Genomic DNA, 19,286 nt, shown 5'->3' with positions numbered 1-19,286 from the left:
CCGCATCCGCCGCCGGGGCCACCGGCGCCCGCGACCGCACCCACGGCCTCCCGAGACGCCGGGCGAGTCGCGGGACGGGTCGGACAACCGCTGCGAGCAATATGCCTGGGAGGCATATTTATGCCTGACAGGCATATGGCTCACCTGGGCATGCCCTCCAACTCAGGGACGGTGAGTGGTCGGCGTCAGCCGGGCGGCGGTCAGATCAGCCGGAGTTGGCGGTCCTTGGGCCGGCGGGGCTCGGTCTCACCGAAGCGTTCGAACAGCCCGGGGTCGATCACGTCGAGGAACGGCGACGGGCGGCACTCCCGTTCCGAGCCGTGCCGGACCCGGCGGGCGGCGTGGCTGACGTAGAGGCGGTCCTGGGCGCGGGTCAGGCCGACGAAGAAGAGCCGCCGCTCCTCGGCGACCGCGTCGTCGTCCGGCTCGGTGCCGGGCCAGCGCAGCGGCAGCAGCCCGTCCTCGGCCCCGACCAGGAAGACCACCGGGAACTCCAGCCCCTTGGCGGCGTGCAGGGTGAGCAGGGTGACCGCCTCGGCGCGCGGGTCGAGCGCGTCCACCTCCGCGCCGGTGGCGAGCTGCGACAGGAACAGCCCGAGGTCGTCGCCGCACCGGCGGGCCAGCGGGGTGAGCAGGTCGACCGCCGTACGGACGTCCTCGGGGCGTACCGTGCCGGAGCCGTCCAGGGTGGGCGCGGCGAACCGCTCGGCGAGCACCTGACCGGCGAGGCGTACCCGGGCGGGCAGCCCGCCGCCGAGGCCGTCGGCGTGCCGCAGTTCCCGGGCGATGGCGGTCACCCCGGGCCGGTCCCGCAGCCGGTCGTGCGAGCGCTTCTGCACCGGGATGTTCGCCCGGGCGAGGGCGTCCACGATCGGGGCGGCCTGCGAGTCGGTGCGGTAGAGCACCGCGATGTCGGAGAAGGAGAGCGTGGTCGACCGGCCGTCGATCCGCCCCGAGTCCAGGGACCGGTGGGAGAGACCGCCGACCAGCTCGTCGATGGTGCGTACCACGAAATCGGCCTCGTCGGCGACGGAGGCCGCCGGGTAGCGGCCGACCAGCGGGGCCTCCGGGTCGAGCCGGGCCGGGTCGAGCCGGCGGCCGCGCACCAGCGACGACGGCGCGATGGCCTGCACGGCGGCGGCGAGGATCGGGGCCGACGAGCGGTAGTTGCGGTTCAGCCGGACCAGCCGGGCGTCGGTGAAGTCCTGCGAGAAGCGCAGGAAGTACCCCACGTCCGCGCCCCGGAACGAGTAGATCGCCTGGTCCGGGTCGCCGATCGCGCAGAGGTTGCCGTCGGCGGGGCTGAGCAGGCGCAGCAGCTCGTACTGGACCGCGTCGACGTCCTGGTACTCGTCGACGAAGATCCACCGCCAGCGCTCGCGGTAGTCGCGTACCAGCTTCTTGTCGGCCCGCAGCAGCGCGACCGGCAGGGTCAGCAGCTCGTCCAGGTCGACCAGGTCCTGTTTGCGCAGCAGCGCGGTGTAGCGGTCCGGATCGTCACCGGCCTCGGCGCGGGCGGCGGCCCGGTCCGCGTCGTCGGCGATCCGGAAGTCCGCCGGCAGCCCGGCGGCGTCCGCGTTCTCCCGCAGGATGGTCAGCCCGAGCGAGTGGAACGTGCCGACGGTGACGTCCTCGGCCACCGGGCCGAGCAGTCCGTCGAGGCGGTGCCGCAGCTCCTCGGCGGCCCGCCGGGTGAAGGTGATCGCCAGGCACTGCTCGGGGAAGACGTTCAGCTCGGCGCAGAGGTAGGCGATCCGGTGGGTCAGCGTCCGGGTCTTGCCGGTGCCGGGGCCGGCCACGATCAGCAGCGGGCCACCCGGCGCGGACGCGGCCACCCGCTGCATCGCGTCCAACCGGTCGAGCAGGCCGGTGCCGACCTCCTCCATGCCGGCGAGCATCGGCTCGAACGGCTCGTGCGGCGAGGGCGCCGGCGCGATCGGCGGCGGGGGTGGCGGCGTGGCCTTCCGCTTCGGCTCGGCCTTGGGCGCCGCCGGGCGCCGGGCCTTGGGCTTCGCCGCCGGCTCCGCGGGTCGCCGCTGCGCTGGCACGGGTACGTCGAAGAGCGTCTCCGCCTGCGTACCGGTCGCCTTCGCGCCCAGCTCGGCGGGGTCGAAGAGGGTGATCACGCCGTACTCACCGTCGTAGCCCGGCACCCGGCGGACGTCGCCGCGGCGCAGCCGGCCGATGCCCTCGGCCAGCAGCTCACCGCCGACCCGACCGATCTCGTCCAGCGGGGTACGGGTGAGGATCTCCAGCTCCGGGCCGAGCGCGGCGACCAGCTCGTTGAGCTTGCCCTCGACCTTCTTGGAGCGCGCGCCCACCTTGTTGATCTCGCCGAGGATCTCGGCCAGCGGCACCAGGTGGGTGACCTCGGGGGCGTGCGCGGGCCGGTGCCCCGCCGGCCGGTCGGCCAGCTCCTCGACCCGGCTCAGCACACCGACGGTCAGCGGCTTGCCGCACTCCGGGCAGCGGCCACCGGCCTGCCGGGTCCGCTCGGGCGACCAGTTGACGCCGCAGAGCCGGTGCCCGTCCGCGTGGTACTTCCCTTCTTCCGGGAAGAACTCGATCGTCCCGGCCAGCCCGTCGCCGGTGCGCAGGGCCTCGCGGATGGCGAAGTAGTCGCGGTCGGAGCGGAAGACCGTCGCCTCCCGGGCCAGCGCCGGCGGGGAGTGCGCGTCGGAGTTGGAGACGAGCCGGTAGTCGTCCAGGCTGCCGACCCGCCAGTTCATCTCGGGGTCGGAGGAGAGGCCGGTCTCCACCGCGAAGATGTGCTCGGCCAGGTCGGCGTAGCAGTCGGCGATCGCGTCGAAGCCGGACTTCGAACCGAGCGCGGAGAACCAGGGCGTCCAGATGTGCGCGGGGACCAGGTAGCCGTCGGCGCTGGCCTCCAGGGTGATCTCCAGCAGGTCCCGGGAGTCCAGCCCGAGGATCGGCCGGCCGTCCGAGCCGAGGTTGCCGATCCGGCCGAGCGCGGTGTTGAACCGGGCCACCGCGTCCAGGTCGGGCAGGTAGATCAGGTGGTGGACCTTGCGGGTCCGGTCGTCGCGCTTGTAGATCGTGGAGATCTCCACGCTGAGCATGAACCGGACCGGGTCCGCCTCCGCCGCGCCGGCCAGCCGGGGCGGCAGCCGGCGGGCGATGTCCCGCTCCGCCTCGGGGCTGAGCCGGTAGAGCCCGGGCTCGGCCGGGTGCAGCGTCTCGCGCAGGTGGTCGTACCAGGCGGGGTGGGTGAAGTCCCCGGTCCCGAGCACGCCGATGCCCTTGCGCCGGGCCCACCAGCCGAGGTTGGGCAGGGTGAGGTCGCGGCTGCACGCGCGCGAGTACTTCGAGTGGATGTGCAGGTCCGCGACGAACGGCGGGACGCCACCGGGGGGTGCGGCGCTGAACGGAGGCACGCCGCATCCTGTCACGGCCGGTCCCCTACCCGCCCGCCGCCACGCGTACGCGTGACCTGAGCAATCCGGTGCTGGACTCCGCCGCCCCGGCGCGCTATGGGGCGCGCAGTTCGACCAGGGTGATCTGGGGTGGGGCGCCGACGCGTACCGGGGGACCCCAGAAGCCGGCGCCGTTGGTGACGTACACCTTGGTCCCGTCGACCTCGCCGAGCCCGGAGACGACCGGTTGCTGAAGCTTGACGGCCAGGTTGAACGGCACGATCTGACCGCCGTGGGTGTGCCCGGACAGTTGGAGGTCGACCCCGAACTTCGCGGCCTCGTGGGCGGCGACGGGCTGGTGGGCCAGCAGCACCACCGGACGGCTCGGGTCGCGGTCGGCGAGTGCGGCGGCGTAGTCGGCGGGCGCGGCCAGCCCGGTGCCGGCGGCGGTCACATCGTTGACGCCGGCCAGGTCGAGCACACCGCCGCGGGCGCGGATCTCCTGCCGCTGGTTCTGCAGCACCCGCAGGCCGAGCCGGTCGACCTCCTGGACCCACTCCTCCACGCCGGAGTAGTACTCGTGGTTGCCGGTGACGAAGAAGTTGCCGTAGCGGGAGCGCAGCCCGCGCAGCGGCGCCGCCGCCCCGCCCAGTTCGGCGACCGAGCCGTCGACCAGGTCACCGACGACCGCGACGAGATCGGCGTCGAGGCGGTTGATCGCGGCGACGATCCGCTCGGTGTGCTCCCGCCCGCGCAGCGGCCCGAGGTGGATGTCGGAGACGGTGGCGATCCGCAGCCCGTCCATGCTCCGGGGAAGCTTCGCCAGCGGGATGCGGACCCGGTCCAGCTCGGGCGGGCCGGTCGCGACCCGCACGCCGTAGCCGGTGACACCGGCCGCGGTCAGACCGGCGAAGATCGCCGCGCCCCGGGCCAGCAGCAACCGCCGCGAGGCGTCGTGGTCGGGCTGGTCGACGGCCTCGACGGCGGGCGGGTCGGCGGTGCCGGCCGCGCCGACCAGCACCGGCTCCGGCGCGGCGGTGGTCGGCTCGGCGACCGTCGACCGGCGGCGCAGCACCAGCTTGGCGACCGCCATCGGCGCTTCCAGCACCAGCAGCAGGACCAGCAGGTAGAACATCACCGCCAGCCAGAGGTAGCCCGGCCAGGCCAGCCAGAACGCCCCGGCGACCCGGGTGCCGGCCATCGTGGCGGGTACGAGCAGCGCCAGCAGCAGCGCCGCGACGCTGCCGATACGCCGCCACCGCCCCGGGCGGGTGGTGTCCTTGACCAGCCGCTTCCACAGGTAGAAGTGGATCAGGCCGGTGATCAGGGCCAGGGTGGCCACGAACGCCAGGATCGCCAACATGCCAGCCCTCTCTCAGCCGCCCGCGAAGGGGGGCAGCACGTCGATCGTGACCCCGGCCGGCAACGGCTCCCGACGATCATGGCAGTTGACCCCGTCGACCAGGAAACTCGCCACCGCCAGCACGGCGGCCAGCCGCGGCCCGTGCCGCTCGGCGAGTTCACCGATCAGTTCGTCCAGGGACCGGCCGGCGGATGCGGTCTCCTCGGTACGGCCGGCGGCGGCCCGGGCTCCGGCGAAGTAGCGGACGGTGAGGTCCACGGCTCAGCCTCCGATCGCCGACATCGGCCGGGCCGGTTGCAGGAAGGTCGGGTCGTCGATGCCGTGCCCGGCGCGCTTGCCCCGCATCGCCGCCTGCCAGCGGCGGGCCAGTTCGACGTCGTCCGCCCCGGCGCGCAGTGCGCCGCGCAGGTCGGACTCGTCGGTGGCGAAGAGGCAGGCCCGGATCTGGCCGTCGGCGGTGAGCCGGGTCCGGTCGCAGTCGCCGCAGAACGGCCGGGTCACGCTCGCGATCACCCCGACCCGGGCGGGTCCGCCGCCGACCAGCCAGGTCTCGGCGGGGGCCGCGCCCCGCTCGGCCGGGTCGGGCGTCAGGGCGAACGCGCCGGCCAGCGAGGCCAGGATCTCGTCGGCGGTGACCATGCTGGCCCGGTCCCAGCCGTGCTGGGCGTCCAGCGGCATCTGCTCGATGAACCGCAGCTCGTAGCCGTGGTCGAGGGCGAACTGCAGCAGCGCCGGAGCCTCGTCGTCGTTGACGCCCCGCATCAGCACCGAGTTGACCTTGACCGGGGTGAGCCCGGCGGCGGCGGCGCCGGCCAGCCCGGCGAGCACGTCGGCCAGCCGGTCCCGCCGGGTCAGCCGGGTGAACCGGTCGCGGTCCAGGGTGTCCAGCGACACGTTCACCCGGTCCAGCCCGGCCCCGCGCAGCGTGGGGGCGAGCCGGTTCAGGCCGATGCCGTTGGTGGTGAGGGAGATCCGGGGGCGGGGCGTCAGCGCGGCCACCTCGGCGACGATTTCGACCAGCCCGGGGCGGATCAGCGGCTCGCCGCCGGTGAAGCGGACCTCGGTCACCCCGAGCCGCTCCACGGCGACCCGGACCAGCCGGACGATCTCGTCGTCGCCGAGCAGCTGCGGCCCGGCCAGCCAGGGCAGCCCCTCCGCAGGCATGCAGTACGTGCAGCGCAGGTTGCACTTGTCGGTCAGCGACACGCGCAGGTCCTGCGCGACACGGCCGTACCGGTCGACGAGGACGCCCTCGGGGGGCGGGGCGGCGGTCACCCGTCGACCGTAGCGCGGCCGGTCCCGCCCAGCGTTGCTCGGGCGGCCCGGGTGACCGCATCCCGGTACGCCGCTCCGAAGGCGGCGGTGTGCACGAGCAGCAGGTGGAGCTGGTGCAGGGGCAGTCGTTCCCGCCAGCCGTCGGCCAGCGGCCACTCCTCCCGGTAGGCGCTCATGATCCGGTCGAGGTGCGGCGCGCCGCCGAAGAGCGCCAACTGGGCCAGGTCGGTCTCCCGGTGACCGCCGTGCGCGGCCGGGTCGACCAGCCAGGCCCGGTCGTCCGCGCCCCAGAGCACGTTGCCCGGCCACAGGTCGCCGTGCACCCGGGCCGGCGGCTCGTCGCCGCCGAACTCGCCGATCCGGGCGACGACCTGCTCCACCAGGGCGGCGTCCGCCTTGTCGAGCGCGCCGCCGGCCACCGACAACTCCAGGTACGGCAGCAGCCGGCGCCGGGCGAACCAGTCCGGCCAGGGCGCCGCGTCGGGGGTGTTGTCCTGCCGCAGCGGGCCGATGAAGCCGGGCCAGTCGGCGCCGAACGTGCTCGCCCCGGCCCGATGCATCCCGGCCAGTTCCCGGCCGAACCGTTCGGCCGCCTCCGGCGTCGCCTCGCCAGGCTCGACCCAGGCCAGCGCCAGCAGCTCCGGCAGCGCCACCACCACCTCCGGTACGGCCACCGTGCCCGCCGCGCGCAGCCAGCGCAGCCCGGCGGCCTCGGTGGCGAAGAAGCCCTCCGGCACCGGTCGGCCAGCCCGCTCCGGCCAGCTCTTGGCGAAGACGGAGTGGCCGTCGTCCAGGGTGAGCCGGGAGGCGACGCAGACGTCCCCGCCGGAGACCGGCGTCTCCCGGATCCGCTGGTGGGTCAGGAACGTCGGCAGGTGCTCCGGGTGCGCCCGCAGGTACGCCAGGTCCATCAGCGCAAGGTAGCCGCTCCGCCCGCCCAGGGTGGGCCCGGCGCGACGTGCCGGATCGCGCTGCGCTGCGGGAACACGCTCCGTGTCTGTGGACAACCCGCGTGTCGTCCACAGGGTCTGTCGAGCGCGACCCCGGGACAGCAGGCTGCCGGCATGACCGCGACCGACCGCCCCCGGCTCACCGTCCGCTCGCCCGCCGACCTCCTCGCCGCCGTGCCGTACCTGCTCGGCTTCCACCCCGCCGACAGCGTCGTCGTGGTGGCGATGCGGGCGCAGCGGGTCGTCTTCGCCGCCCGCGCCGACCTGCCCGAACGCGGCGCCGACCCCCGCCTGCCCGCCGGCCACCTCGGCGACGTCCTCCGCCGGCAGGACGCCGACGCCGCCACCGTCCTCGGGTACGGCCCGGCCGAGCGGGTCACCCCCACCGTCGACGCGGTACGCGCGGCACTGACCGCGGCCGGCCTGACCGTGCTCGAAGCGCTGCGGGTGACCGACGGCCGGTACTGGTCGTACCTGTGCGCCGAGGCGGCCTGCTGCCCGCCCGACGGCACCCCGTACGACCCGGGCAGCAGCGAGGTCAGCGCCGCCGCGGTCTTCGCCGGTCAGGTGGCGCTGCCCGACCGGGCCGCCCTCACCGCCCAGGTGGCGCCCGCCGACGGGCCGGACCGGGCGGCGATGCGGCAGGCCGGGGTCCGGGCGGAGCGGCGGCTGCTCACCCTGCTGGAGGAGGCGCCCGCCGCCGACCTGCTCGGCGGTCGCGCGGTCCGCAAGGCCGGGGTTGCCGCCGTCCGGGCCGCCCTGCGGGCACACCGGCGGGGCGAGCGCCTCACCGACGACGAGGTGGCCTGGCTGAGCCTGCTCCTGACCCACCTCCCGGTCCGCGACCACGCCTGGGAACGCACCGACGGGCGGGAGGAGGACATCAGCCTCTGGGGCGACGTGCTGCGCCGCGCCGAGGAGGAGTTGATCGCGGCACCGGCGAGCCTGCTGGCCTTCGCCGCGTGGCGGGCCGGGCAGGGCGCCCTGGCGGCGGTGGCGTTGGAACGGGCGCTGGCCGCCCACCCCGACTACTCGCTGGCCCAGCTCCTCGACGACCTGCTCCGCCGCGGCGTGCCCCCCTCCGAGCTGGACGGCTGGCCGGCCGTCGGCGAGCCGCGCGTCGTCCGCCGCCGGCCCCCTCGCCGCCGGCACGTCCGGCGGGGCGTCGGGTGAGCCGGGGCCGTGGGTCCGGCGCCGACGGCACGTCCGGTGGACACCCCGGGTTTGCGGGGCGGCCCTGCCGTCGACCTCACGTCCGGGGAGCGGGTCAGTCGACGAGCACCCGCTGCCCGCCGGCGTAGACGTTCATCGTCCGGCCGCGCAGGAAGCCGACCAGCGTCATCCCGGCCTCCGCGGCCAGGTCGGCGGCGAGCGAGCTGGGCGCGGAGACCGCCGCGAGCAGCGGTACGCCGGCCATCCACGCCTTCTGGGTCAGCTCGAAGCTGGCCCGACCGGAGACCAGCAGGAGGTGCCCGGCCAGCGGGAGACGGCGTTCCCGCACCGCCCAGCCGACCACCTTGTCGACCGCGTTGTGCCGACCGACGTCCTCGCGCAGCACCACCGGCTCGCCCTCGGCGGTGAACAGGCCCGCCGCGTGCAGGCCACCGGTGCGGTCGAAGGCCCGCTGGGCCGCGCGCAGCCGGTCCGGCAGCGCCGCGAGCACGTCCGCCCGGACGGTGAGCGCATCCTCCGCCACCGGGTACGGCGACCGGGTCCGCACCGCCTCGATGCTGGCCTTGCCGCAGACTCCGCACGAGCTGGTGGTGTAGAAGTTCCGCGACGGGTCGGTGGCGGGCTCCGGCACGCCCGGGGCGAGCACCACGTCGACAACGTTGTACGTGTTCGGGGTCTCCGCCCCGGCGCAGAGCTGGGCGGTGAGCACGTCGTCGGTCGACCGGATCAGGCCCTCGGTGAGCAGGAAGCCGATCGCCAGGTCGATGTCGTCGCCGGGGGTGCGCATGGTGACCGCGAGCGGCCTCCGGCGGCCCGGGCCGGCCGGGCCGACCCGGATCTCCAGCGGTTCCTCCACCGAGAGGGTGTCCTGCCGGCGTACCGGGGGGCGTCCGTCGGCCACCGCGTCGAGGTCGATGCGGAGCACGCCCCGCCGGTCAGTCGCCCGTCCCATCCCGCCATCCTCCCCTGCCCGCCCGACGACCCGCACGACGACGTCGACCGGCGAGGGCACGGCCGGCCGAGGACCCGCACCGACGGCGGCGATGCCACGGCGCGGCCCGGCGGCGACCGCACGGTGAAGCCGGCGGGGCGGGCGGGTCCGCGCGCGGCTACGGTGGCCCGGTGACGGCGTACGCGGCGGTGGTGCTCGCGGGCGGCGCGGCGCGCCGGATGGGCGGGCGGGACAAGCCGGCCGTGCCGGTGGGCGGGCGGCCGATGCGGGACCGGGTGCTGACGGCCGTCGCCGACGCGGCCCCGCGCATCCTGGTCGGGCCGGCCGACGCGGTCCCCGGCGACGTGCTGGTGACCCGCGAGCGACCGCCGGGCGGCGGACCCGTGGCGGCCACCGCGGCCGGGCTCGCCCTGCTGCCCCCGGACACGACCACAGTCGCCCTGCTCGCCGCCGACCTGCCGCTGCTCACCCGGGAGGCGGTCGGGGTCCTGCTGCGCGAGCTGGGCCCGGAGCCCGGCGGGGTGCCGCCGGACGGCACCGGGGAGCCCGGCGGCGTGGGCGACGTCGCGCGGCCCGACGGGGTCTGCCTCCTCGACGACCGGGGTCGGCGGCAGCCGCTGTGCGGGGTGTGGCGGGTCGCCGCGCTGCGGGAGGCGCTGACCCGCCTCGCCGGGCGTCGGGGCGGGACCTGCGACGGCGCCTCGATGCGGGAGCTGCTGGCCGAGCTGAGGGTGCGTGACCTGTCGTGGTCCGGGAGCGGCCCGCCGCCCTGGTTCGACTGCGACACTGACTCCGACGTACGCCGGGCGGAGGAGTGGACGCGATGACGGTGATGGACGACTGGGTCACGGCCGCCTGCGCCGAGCTGGGGCTCGACCCGGCCGAGGTGCCGGTGCCGACGGTGCTCGGGCTGGCCAAGGACGTCGCCCACCAGGTGCTGCGGCCGGGCGCGCCGGTCAGCGCGTACCTGATCGGGGTTGCCGTCGGGCGCGGCGCGGACGCGGCGGACGCGGCGGCCCGGCTGAGCGGGCTCGCCGCGACCTGGCCGGTGGAGCTGGGCGGCGAGCGCCCCGACTGAGCCGCCCGGGCCGCGTTGTCCGATCCCGGTCGCGTGGATTTGATCCCGGGCGGGCCTGGGTAGGGTGACCTTGACGGACGGAGGCGATCATGACGGCAGAGCACCCCTCGAAGCCGACAGGTGATCAGCCCGGCGGCTCGCCGGGGCAGCACGAGTCGGTCCTGCTGGACGAGCCGACCACGGCCGACCTGCGGGCCAAGGTGACCGAGGCGTGGCGGGAGTTCGCCCGGGCGCTGGCCGAGCGGCTGCCCGCGCTGCCCACCGGGGCGCACGTCGAGCTGACCCTCGACCCGACGGCGTCCGGCATCGGCGAGGCGGTCTACTCGATCAGCCTGGACGTGGGCGACGGGGGCCTGCTCTCCGCGCGGGCGGTCGGCAACGCCACCCTGCCGCAGGGCTACCGGCTGGACCGGGCCGCCGTCGCGGACATGATCGCGCTCGGCTGGTCGCCGCCGGGCGTGCTGGAGGGCTCCCGGGAGCAGTTCGGCCTGGAGGGCTCGACCGGCGACGCCAGCAAGCTGGCCGCGCTGCTCTCCCGTACCCTGCGCGACGTCTACGGCGCCCCGCATCCGGCTTTCCTCGTCTACCTCGTGCACGACGCCCAGGGGGAGCCGCTGCCGGTCGATCCGCTCGGCACCGCGCGCAGCGAGTTCGGCCCGGACCGGGACGTCGAGGCGGACCTCGACGAGGCGCTGGCCGCCGCCGCGAGCGCGCAGAAGAGCGACGAGGGCGACGACGTGCTGGCGCTGGAGGACCGCGTCCGCACCGTCGTGTCGACCATGCTCAAGTCGAAGTCCGACCAGCTCCAGGTCGACTCGGACGGCGACATCAACATCCGGGCCGGCTCGGCGATGGTGTTCGTCCGGGTCCGCGACAACCCGCCCCTGGTCGACGTCTTCTCCCCGGTGCTCACCGAGGTGGAGCCGACCGAGCGCCTCTACGTGAAGCTCTCCGAGCTGACCAACCGGATGCCTATCGGCCGGCTCTACTGCGCCGACGACACCGTCTGGGCCTCCATCCCGGTCTTCGGCCGCAACTTCCAGGCCACCCACCTGATGCTCGCGGTGCAGGTGATGACTGGGCTGGCCGATGAGCTGGACGACCGGCTGCACGGCGAGTTCGGCGGCAAGCGGTTCTTCGGCGAGGGGGACAAGCCGAGCCGGCCGGCGGATTCCGAGCACCGGACGGGCATGTACCTCTGACTCTCCCGCGCCGCGCGGTTCGCCGGGAGCGGTCGGCGACGCCTCCGCCGGTCGACGTCGCGCGTCGGTCGACGGGTGAGCGTCAGGCGGCGGCGAGCGTCAGTGCACGTCGAGCAGGGTCTTGCCGACGGTGGCCCGCGACTGCATCGCGGCGTGCGCGTCGGCGGCCCGCTCCAGCGGAAAGCGCTGCCCGATCCGTGGGCGCAGCCGTCCCGCCGCGCCCTCGGCGAGCGCCCGGACGGTCAACGCGCGCAGCGCGTCCGGGTCGGCGGTCGGCCGGAGCAGGGTCACCCCGCGCGCCGCGGCGGTCTCCTGCGGCACGTCGGTCCAGCTGCCGCCGGCCAACCCGAAGCTGAGCATCCGGCCGCCGGGGTCGAGCAGGTCGAACGCCGTGCGCCCCACCTCGCCGCCGACGCCGTCGAAGACGACGTCGACCCCGCCGGTCGCAGCGCGTACCCGGTCGGCCCAGTCTGGCTCCCGGTAGTCGATCACCACGTCGGCGCCGGCGGCGCGGACCAGCTCCGTCTTGCGGGGGCCGCCGGCCAGCGCCACCACCCGGGTCCCCGCCCGCGCGGCGAGCTGGACCAGCAGGCCGCCCACCCCACCGGCGGCCGCCTCGACCAGTACGCGTTCCCCGGCGCGCGGCGCGGCGGCGTCGGTCAGCAGCAGCGCGGTCCGGCCGTCGGCGAGCAGCGCCACCGCCTTGTCCAGCGCCAGTCCGTCGGGCACCTCGACCGGCGCGGCCCGGTCCACCACCACCCGTTCGGCGTACCCGCCGGAGCCACCGGTGCCGCTGACCACCCGCCGGCCGACCAGGCCCGGGTCCACGTCCGGGCCCACCGCGCCGATCACCCCACCGACCCCGTTGCCGGGGATCACCGGCAGCGGGCCCCGGAACGGCCCGAAGCCGGTGGCCCGGAACATCGTCTCGACGAACGTCAGGTTGACGTGCCCCACCTCGATCAGCACCTGCCCCGGCCCGGGCGTGGGGTCGGGCGCCGTCCCCGGCACCAGCACCTCCGGCCCGCCGAACTCCCGCAGCCACACCGCCCGCACGATCTCCCTCTCCGTCGCCCTCCAGCACAGTCGACGACATGAAGCGGGGTTGAGGTCAAGGGCGGGTCACGCGGTGGACGGGCCGACGCCGGGGGACTCCACCAGGCGGGAGAGCACGATGGTGCTCCGGGTGGAGGTCACGAACGACTCCGCCCGCAGCCGTTCGAGCGCGTCCTCGAGGTGGGCGATGTCGGCGGCCCGCAGGTGCACCAGGGCGTCCGCCTCGCCGGAGACCGTGTACGCCCCGACCACCTCCGGGTGCCGCCGGGCGGCCACCCCGATCTGCGCCGGGGTGGTCCGGCCGGCGCAGAAGAGCTCGACGAAGGCCTCCGTGGTCCAGCCGACGGCGGCCGGGTCGACCACCGCGGTGAAGCCCCGGATCACCCCGGCGGAGCGCAGCCGATCGACGCGTCTCTTGACCGCCGGAGCGGAGAGTGACACCCGAGCACCGATGTCGGCGTACGACGCGCGGGCGTCCGCCACGAGCAACGCAATGATTCGCTGGTCGACCGCATCTATCTGCAACGTTCCGCCTTCAGAAAGCAAGAGTTGTGGCTGTTACCAAAGTTCCAGGCTACCTACTCTTGGTGACCGTGAACCAGCAGCGAGTCTCGCGAAAGCGGACATATCTCATGTGCTCGCCCGAGCATTTCGCCGTCGAGTACGCGATCAACCCGTGGATGGACGTCACCACCGACGTCGACGCGGAACTGGCGGTCAAGCAGTGGGACCGTCTGCGGGAGACGCTGGTCGGCCTCGGCCACGACGTGCACCTGCTCAGCCCCGAGGCCGGGCTGCCGGACATGGTCTTCGCCGCCAACGGTGCCTTCGTGGTGGACGGGACGGTCTACGGCGCCCAGTTCAAGCACGAGCAGCGCGCCGCCGAGGCCGCCGCCCACCGGGCCTTCTACGAGTCGCAGGGCTGGCGGTTCATCGCGCCGAGCGAGACCAACGAGGGCGAGGGTGACTTCGCGTACCTGCCGGAGGCGCACGGCGGGCTGATCCTCGCCGGGCACGGCTTCCGCACCGAACTGCCGGCGCACGCCGAGGCGCAGGAGGCGCTCGGTCGGCCGGTGGTGTCGCTGCGCCTGGTCGACCCGCGCTTCTACCACCTCGACGTGGCGCTCGCCTCGATCGACGACGAGAACATCGTCTACTTCCCGGGCGCCTTCTCGGCGGCCAGCCAGAAGGTGCTCGCCCAGCTCTTCCCCGACGCGGTGGTCGCGGACGACGAGGACGCGATGACCTTCGGCCTCAACCTGGTCAGCGACGGGCTCAACGTCGTGCTCAACAGCGAGGCGAGCCGGCTCGCCGGCAAGCTCAAGGCGGCCGGCTACCACCCGGTGCCGGTCGAGCTGGCCGAGCTGAAGAAGGGCGGCGGCAGCGTGAAGTGCTGCATCGCCGAGCTGCGCCACTGACGCCACCAGGACGTACGCCGAGGGCCGGCCTCCCCATGGGGAGACCGGCCCTCGGTGCGTACGGGGCCCGGCGCTCAGCCGAGCGTGGCGATCTCGTTGAGCATGACGTTGGAGAGCAGTCGGCCGTCGAACTGAACGGTGCGCAGGTACCACCGCTGCTGCGGCGTCCGCGGCTGGTTGAACTGCCACACCCCGCGCGGGCTGTCGATCTGCCCGACCTTGCCGAGGGCCAGGTTGACCTGCTGCGAGGTCGGGTTGGCCCCGGCGATCCGGATCGCCCGGTCGAGCACCTGCGCGGCGTCGTACGAGGCCATCGCGTACGTGCTGGGGGAGACGTTGTACGTCTTGCGGTACGCGGAGGCGAAGATCCGGTTGGCGTTGTTGTTCAGGTCGGCCGAGTAGTTCGACACGGTCTGGATCGGGCCGGGCAGCAGCTGGTCCTTCTTGTCGTCCACCAGCACCCCGCGTACCTCGTTGAGCACGCTGCCCTCGGTGAGGAACCCGGGCGCGTAGATCGGCCCGGTGTAGGCCGGACGGTGCCGGCGCAGCTGCCGGACGAACTGGATGGCGGCGGTGCCGGAGAAGTGGCAGAAGAGCGCGGTGGGCTTGCGGCTCAGCGCCTGGCGGATGTCGTAGGCGTACGTGTTCTCGTCCGGATCGGCGGTGGGGTCCGTCCAGACCGGCTCGCCGGAGATCCGCGGGTCGCCGACGCCGAAGCCCTGGCGGAAGCCCCCCACCACGTCAATGCTGGCGCCGCCCTCCGGCGCGATGATCACCAGCCGGCTGTCGGCCGGCAGCCGCCGCTTCAGGTACGCCCCGAGCGCCCGGCCCGGCTCGTCCAGCACGTACGAGGTGCGCCAGATGTAGACCACGCTCTGCAGGCTGACCGGCGAGGCGTTCGACCCGATCAGCGGCACCCGGGCCTGCTCCACGATGTCCCGGATGCCGGACATCACCGTCGGGTTGACCACCCCGGTGAGGGCGAGCACGCCCTGCTTGAGCAGGTCGTTGACGGCGGCCTGGCCGGACTTGGCGTTGTCGCCCTCGTCGGCCTTCACCAGGGTCACCGGGTGCCCGCCGAGGCGCTGGTCGTGGGTGGCGAGGTAGAGCTCGAAGCCGTTGACGACGTCCTGGCCGATGGTCTTGCCCGAGCCACTCTCAGGGGCGACGAGACCGATCTTGATCGGCGAGCCGGCCGCTGGCTGCTCGCCCTCGTCGTCCGTGCCGCAGCCGGCGACCAGCCCGGTGGTACCGAGCGCGGCCAGCAGCTGCAGGGCGCGCCTGCGGTTCATCTGCGACACCAAAATCCTTCCGGGAGCGTTGCCGGGCGTCACCGCCCCCTCGGCGTTCTACCCGCTTGGCGACGCTGCGTCAATGGCTAGTGATCTTTGTGCAGCGACTGCAACGCATCCCTCACCTGCGGCCAGGCCGCCGAATCCGGGTCGATGAGCCCGAAGTGCTCGCATTCGGGCAGTTCAACGAGGCGCACATCGCCGCCCGCAGCCCGAGCGGCGGCCGCGTAACCCCGGCTGAGCGCGATCGGCACCTGGCGGTCCTGGACCCCGTGCAGGATCACGGTACGTGTCCGAAGCGGTACCAACTCCCGTGGATCGGCGGCCGCGTACCGGTCCGGCTGCTCCGCCGGGCCGCCGCCGAGCAGCGCGGCCACCGCCCCCGCGTCCAGGTCCAGCCGGTACGCCTCGGCGAGGTCGGCGACCGGAGCCAGCGCCAGCACCCCGCGTACGGCGGCCGGGGCGTGCGCCGCCGCGTAGAGCGCGAGGTGCCCGCCGGCCGAGTGCCCGAGCAGCAGCGGCGGCCCGGCGGCCACCCGGCCGGGCAGGGCGCGCGCCGCCAGCTCGGGCAGTGCCGCCACCCCGGCCAGCACGTCGGTGAGGGTGCCCGGCCAGCCGCCGCCCGGCTGCCCGGTCCGGCGGTACTCCAACTGGGCCACCGGCCAGCCCAGCTCGGCCAGCGCGACGGCCAGCGGCCCGGTGTGGGTGCGGTCGTACTCGGCCCGCCAGAAGCCGCCGTGCAGCACCGCGACCAGCGGCCGGGCCGGGCCGTCCCCGGCGGGGCGGCGCAGGTCGGCGATCTGGTCGGGGTGGTCGCCGTAGGCGACGGTCAGGTCGGGGGGCGCAGCGGGCCGGGTGAGCACGGCGCGCGGGTCGGCGGGCATGTGGGCGACGGTAGCGCGACCCGCCACCGGCCGGTGGTCGTGACCGGTCCCACCGCGTGCCGCTCGCGGGCGTGGGTAAAGATGGGTGCCATGACCGACGCGCACTCCGCTGGACAGAACGACGAGCCGGGCACCGAGGACACCGGGCACTCCGGAACCGTGGTGGTGGTCGGCCCGGACGGCCACCCGGTCGGCACCGTGCAGACCGACGAGCAGGCGGGCGAGGACCCGACCCGCCTGGTCGAGCAGCCGGCCAAGGTGATGCGGATCGGCAGCATGATCAAGCAGCTGCTGGAGGAGGTCAAGTCCGCCCCGCTGGACGACGCCAGCCGGCACCGGATGCGCGAGATCCACGAGCGGTCGATCGTCGAGCTCAAGGAGGGCCTGGCCCCCGAGCTGCGCGAGGAGCTGGAGCGGATCTCCCTGCCCTTCACCGAGGAGAAGGCGCCCAGCGAGGGCGAGCTGCGCATCGCCCACGCCCAGCTCGTCGGCTGGCTGGAGGGGCTGTTCCACGGCATCCAGGCCGCGCTGGTCGCCCAGCAGATGGCCGCCCGGGTGCAGCTGGAGCAGATGCGCTCCGGCCGGCAGGCGCTGCCGAGCGGTCCGGGCGGGATGATGCCCGGCATGCCGGGCATCGGCCAGCCGCAGGGCGGCGAGGGGCATCCCACCGGCCAGTACCTCTGACCGGCCGGTCAGCCCACCCCGAAAACCTTCTCCAGGTACGCCGCCACGCCGTCGGCGGAGTTCGCCCCGGTCACCTCGTCGGCGATCTCCAGGACGGCGGGGTGCGCGTTGGCCACCGCCACCGCCCGACCGGCCCAGGTCAGCATCGGCAGGTCGTTGGGCATGTCGCCGAACGCGAGCACGTCGCGTTCGTCGATGCCGAGGCGGGCGGCGTACCAGGCCAGCCCGGCCGCCTTGGTCACCCCGGCGGCGGAGATCTCCACCAGCCCGCTGTACGACGAGTGCGTCGCCTCGGCGAGCCCCTTCAGCGCCCCGGCCACCACCTGGACGAAGGCGTCCGGGTCCTGCTCCCCGGCCCGGGCGAGCAGCTTCACCGCCGGCACGGAGTGCAGCTCCTCCGGCGACTCGACGGCCCGGATGGCGTCGTGGTCGGCGTCCCAGCGCAGCGGGTAGTGCGCCTCGTGCCGCATCTCCCGGCTGTCGACGATCTCCACCGCGAAGCTCACCTCGGGCACCGCCGCCCGCAGTCGGCGGGCCACCTCGGCGAGGAGTTCCGGGGCGAGCGGGTCGGCCCGCAGCACCTCGTCGGCGACCGGGTCGTACACCACCGCGCCGTTGGCGCAGATGGCCGGCAGCGGGGCGGCGAGCTGGTCGTACACGAGCTGGAGCCAGCGGATCGGACGGCCGGTGACCAGCACGACCGGCGTGCCCTGCGCGCAGATCCGCTCCAGCACCGTCGCGGTACGCGCGCTGAGCGTGCGGTCGTCGGCGAGCAGGGTGCCGTCGATGTCGGTAGCGACCAGTCGGGGTGTCTCTCCCATTACCGGGAGAGTAGCCGGTCCAGGTAGACCGCGACTCCGTCGTCGTCGTTGCGCAGGGTGACCTCGTCCGCGGCGGCCCGGACCGCGGGGTGCGCGTTGGAGACGGCCACCCGGCCCCAGCCGGCCCAGTCGAACATCGGCAGGTCGTTGGGCATGTCCCCGAAGACCAGCACGTCGGCCGGGTCGACGCCGAGCCGCTCCGCCACCACGCTGAGGCCGGTGGCCTTGTCCACCCCCGGCGGGCAGATCTCGACGAAGCCCAGACCGGCCTGGGTGAGCGTGGCCACCTGCGGCGGCACGATCCGGCGGGCGGTGGCCAGCAGCTCGTCCACGTGGTGGTCGGCGGTCCGGACGAATGCCTTGATCACGTCGCAGGAGAGGCACTCGGCGCGGCTGCGCGCCTCGAACCGGTCCTGGTAGGGCCAGCTCGGGTGGTAGTCGCCCCAGAGCGGGGCGTCCTGCTCGGCGGACGCCTCGACCATCACGGTGAGCGGCCCGACCTCGGCCTCCAGGCCGGCCAGCAGCCCGGCCAGCACCTCGCCGCGCAGCCGCTCGTCGCGCAGCACCACGGGGCCGGCGGGGTCGCTCTGGTCCACCACGCAACCGCCGCCGGCCATCACCAGGAAGTCGGCGGCCCGGATGTCGTTGCGGGTGAGTTCCTTGAGCCGGGGACCCCGGCCGGTGGCGCCGACCACCGGGATACCGGCGGCCCGCACCCGGTCGAGCACCTGGTGGGTGTACGCGGAGACGGTCTCGTCGCTGCGGACGAGCGTCCTGTCGAGATCGGTGGCGACCAGCTTGGGCAGGCCCGGGCGGATCATGGTTCCTCCTTCGCCCGCCGCCGTCGCAGCCAGCCGTTTCGGTCATCGGTGCCTCGACCCGGAGTGACGGCGGGCAGCAACCGTACCTCGCGGTACCGGTCGCGACCATGGCGTTCCGGCGAATCCGGCGCCAACGCCCGGTGACGCTGCGTCCCGTGCCGGGCGGCGCCGGGTCACCGGCGCGGAGATGTCCGGTCAGCCGGCCGACTCGCGCCGGGCGAACGGCACCGTCGGGGTGACGGTGAGGTCGGCCGGCGCGGGCGGTCGGTCGTCCGCTGCGCGGCCGGGCCGGCGGAAGTCGACCGGCTCCTCCTCGCCGTCGGCGTCCGCCTCCGGCAGGTCGGGGGCCGCCTGCCGGCCGGCGAGCTGGAGCGCGGCCCCGACCAGCGCGGTCGCGACGAAGGCCATCACCAGGCCCCGCCCGTAGTCCACCTGGAAACCGTCCTCCGACGAGTAGAACAGGGCCCGCTGCCCGGAGTCGTCGAGCGAGAAGGCGGTCGCCGTCAGCAGTGCCAGCAGCGCGCCGGCCACGGCGAGGCCGACCACCCGCGCCTCCCGCCGGACGGCCGGGCCGCCCCGCAGCGCCAGCGCCGTCGCGGCGGCGAGCAGCAGCAGCCCCACCAGGTACGCGACCCCGAAGCCGTCGACCTCGGCCACCCCGCCGGGCACCCGGACGCTGACGTTGCCCTCCGGGCCACCGTTTGGCAGCGTCATCACCAGCCACTCACCGACCAGGGAGGCCATCGCCGCGACCGCGGCGAGGACGGCCAGCACCAGGGGCAGCCGGCGGTCCCGGCCGAGCCCGGTCAGGGCCCGCCCGAACCGCCCGGCCGGGGCGGGCTCCGGGGTGCCCCACTCGACGACGGCCGTGCCGTCGGAGCGGTCGTCCTGTCGCGGGACGGGGAGATCCTGGGACATCGGCCACCTTCCGCTGTCGCGGGCC

At 74.8% G+C, this 19,286-nt stretch carries 19 protein-coding genes; 6 read left to right on the top strand and 13 right to left on the bottom strand.

Annotated features, from left to right (window positions below):
* Positions 1–200: 200 nt before the first annotated feature.
* The 5 genes from V6U88_RS15745 to V6U88_RS15725 form a co-directional block, all read right to left on the bottom strand.
* The gene (locus V6U88_RS15745; protein ID WP_334453697.1) at positions 201–3,395 is read right to left on the bottom strand and encodes a UvrD-helicase domain-containing protein; all 3,195 of its coding nucleotides are present in this window, start codon (positions 3,393–3,395) and stop codon (positions 201–203) included.
* Between the two features lie 94 nt (positions 3,396–3,489).
* Positions 3,490–4,737: a metallophosphoesterase gene (locus V6U88_RS15740; RefSeq protein WP_334453696.1), complete on the bottom strand. Its 1,248-nt coding sequence runs from the start codon at positions 4,735–4,737 to the stop codon at positions 3,490–3,492.
* A gap of 12 nt (positions 4,738–4,749) precedes the next feature.
* Positions 4,750–4,995: a MoaD/ThiS family protein gene (locus V6U88_RS15735; RefSeq protein WP_334453695.1), complete on the bottom strand. Its 246-nt coding sequence runs from the start codon at positions 4,993–4,995 to the stop codon at positions 4,750–4,752.
* A gap of 3 nt (positions 4,996–4,998) precedes the next feature.
* The gene (gene moaA / locus V6U88_RS15730) at positions 4,999–6,012 is read right to left on the bottom strand and encodes a GTP 3',8-cyclase MoaA (RefSeq protein ID WP_334453693.1); all 1,014 of its coding nucleotides are present in this window, start codon (positions 6,010–6,012) and stop codon (positions 4,999–5,001) included.
* Positions 6,009–6,923, bottom strand: a complete 915-nt coding sequence (locus V6U88_RS15725) for a fructosamine kinase family protein (protein WP_334453691.1) — start codon at positions 6,921–6,923, stop codon at positions 6,009–6,011. Before V6U88_RS15725 ends, moaA begins: the two co-directional genes overlap by 4 nt.
* Positions 6,924–7,076: 153 nt before the next feature.
* On the opposite strand from V6U88_RS15725, the gene V6U88_RS15720 reads away from it, so the two are divergent.
* On the top strand, positions 7,077–8,135 hold the full coding sequence (locus V6U88_RS15720) for a DUF4192 domain-containing protein (RefSeq protein WP_334453689.1): 1,059 nt from the start codon (positions 7,077–7,079) through the stop codon (positions 8,133–8,135).
* A 94-nt stretch (positions 8,136–8,229) separates the two neighbouring features.
* On the opposite strand, the gene fdhD is transcribed toward V6U88_RS15720, so the two are convergent.
* Positions 8,230–9,087, bottom strand: coding sequence for a formate dehydrogenase accessory sulfurtransferase FdhD (gene fdhD / locus V6U88_RS15715; RefSeq protein ID WP_334453687.1), 858 nt, complete (start codon positions 9,085–9,087; stop codon positions 8,230–8,232).
* Positions 9,088–9,257: 170 nt separating this feature from the next.
* On the opposite strand from fdhD, the gene mobA reads away from it, so the two are divergent.
* The 3 genes from mobA to V6U88_RS15700 all read left to right on the top strand — a co-directional run bounded on the left by mobA (position 9,258) and on the right by V6U88_RS15700 (position 11,367).
* A complete protein-coding gene (gene mobA / locus V6U88_RS15710) occupies positions 9,258–9,914 on the top strand; it encodes a molybdenum cofactor guanylyltransferase (protein WP_334453685.1) in 657 nt (218 codons plus the stop codon).
* Entirely contained in the window at positions 9,911–10,165 is a 255-nt protein-coding gene (locus V6U88_RS15705) for a DUF6457 domain-containing protein (RefSeq protein WP_334453683.1), read from the top strand. Before mobA ends, V6U88_RS15705 begins: the two co-directional genes overlap by 4 nt.
* An 89-nt stretch (positions 10,166–10,254) precedes the next feature.
* Positions 10,255–11,367 carry a T3SS (YopN, CesT) and YbjN peptide-binding chaperone 1 gene (locus V6U88_RS15700; protein WP_334453681.1) on the top strand — a complete coding sequence of 371 codons (1,113 nt, stop codon included), beginning with the start codon at positions 10,255–10,257 and terminating at the stop codon, positions 11,365–11,367.
* 99 nt (positions 11,368–11,466) lie between these two features.
* Here V6U88_RS15700 and V6U88_RS15695 read toward each other — a convergent pair whose 3' ends face one another.
* On the bottom strand, positions 11,467–12,423 hold the full coding sequence (locus tag V6U88_RS15695; protein ID WP_334453679.1) for a zinc-binding dehydrogenase: 957 nt from the start codon (positions 12,421–12,423) through the stop codon (positions 11,467–11,469).
* A 66-nt stretch (positions 12,424–12,489) separates the two neighbouring features.
* Entirely contained in the window at positions 12,490–12,948 is a 459-nt protein-coding gene (locus V6U88_RS15690) for an Lrp/AsnC family transcriptional regulator (RefSeq protein ID WP_334453677.1), read from the bottom strand.
* Positions 12,949–13,007: 59 nt separating this feature from the next.
* On the opposite strand from V6U88_RS15690, the gene ddaH reads away from it, so the two are divergent.
* Positions 13,008–13,841 (top strand): dimethylargininase, encoded by an 834-nt coding sequence (gene ddaH / locus V6U88_RS15685; protein ID WP_334453675.1) that lies wholly within the window; start codon positions 13,008–13,010, stop codon positions 13,839–13,841.
* A 74-nt stretch (positions 13,842–13,915) separates the two neighbouring features.
* Here ddaH and V6U88_RS15680 read toward each other — a convergent pair whose 3' ends face one another.
* Positions 13,916–15,142 (bottom strand): ABC transporter substrate-binding protein, encoded by a 1,227-nt coding sequence (locus V6U88_RS15680; RefSeq protein WP_334453674.1) that lies wholly within the window; start codon positions 15,140–15,142, stop codon positions 13,916–13,918.
* A 77-nt stretch (positions 15,143–15,219) separates the two neighbouring features.
* The gene (locus V6U88_RS15675; RefSeq protein WP_334453672.1) at positions 15,220–16,017 is read right to left on the bottom strand and encodes an alpha/beta hydrolase family protein; all 798 of its coding nucleotides are present in this window, start codon (positions 16,015–16,017) and stop codon (positions 15,220–15,222) included.
* A gap of 81 nt (positions 16,018–16,098) precedes the next feature.
* Here V6U88_RS15675 and V6U88_RS15670 point away from each other — a divergent pair, with 81 nt between their 5' ends.
* Entirely contained in the window at positions 16,099–16,701 is a 603-nt protein-coding gene (locus V6U88_RS15670) for a bacterial proteasome activator family protein (RefSeq protein ID WP_334453670.1), read from the top strand.
* 8 nt (positions 16,702–16,709) lie between these two features.
* Here the strand turns inward: V6U88_RS15670 and V6U88_RS15665 are convergent, their stop codons facing one another.
* The 3 genes from V6U88_RS15665 to V6U88_RS15655 all read right to left on the bottom strand — a co-directional run bounded on the left by V6U88_RS15665 (position 16,710) and on the right by V6U88_RS15655 (position 19,261).
* Positions 16,710–17,522, bottom strand: a complete 813-nt coding sequence (locus V6U88_RS15665) for an HAD family hydrolase (RefSeq protein ID WP_334453668.1) — start codon at positions 17,520–17,522, stop codon at positions 16,710–16,712.
* Positions 17,522–18,343 (bottom strand): HAD family hydrolase, encoded by an 822-nt coding sequence (locus tag V6U88_RS15660; protein WP_334453666.1) that lies wholly within the window; start codon positions 18,341–18,343, stop codon positions 17,522–17,524. The genes V6U88_RS15665 and V6U88_RS15660 overlap by 1 nt, the downstream gene beginning before the upstream one ends.
* 195 nt (positions 18,344–18,538) lie before the next feature.
* Complete coding sequence (locus V6U88_RS15655) at positions 18,539–19,261, bottom strand: hypothetical protein (protein WP_334453663.1); 723 nt, start codon at positions 19,259–19,261, stop codon at positions 18,539–18,541.
* Between the last annotated feature and the right edge of the window lie 25 nt (positions 19,262–19,286).

Origin of the sequence: Micromonospora sp. CPCC 205739 (genome assembly GCF_036906795.1) — a bacterium.
GTDB lineage: Bacteria > Actinomycetota > Actinomycetes > Mycobacteriales > Micromonosporaceae > Micromonospora.
The sequence above is the reverse complement of the archived record's forward strand: the minus strand, read 5'-3'. Positions and strand labels throughout refer to the sequence as shown.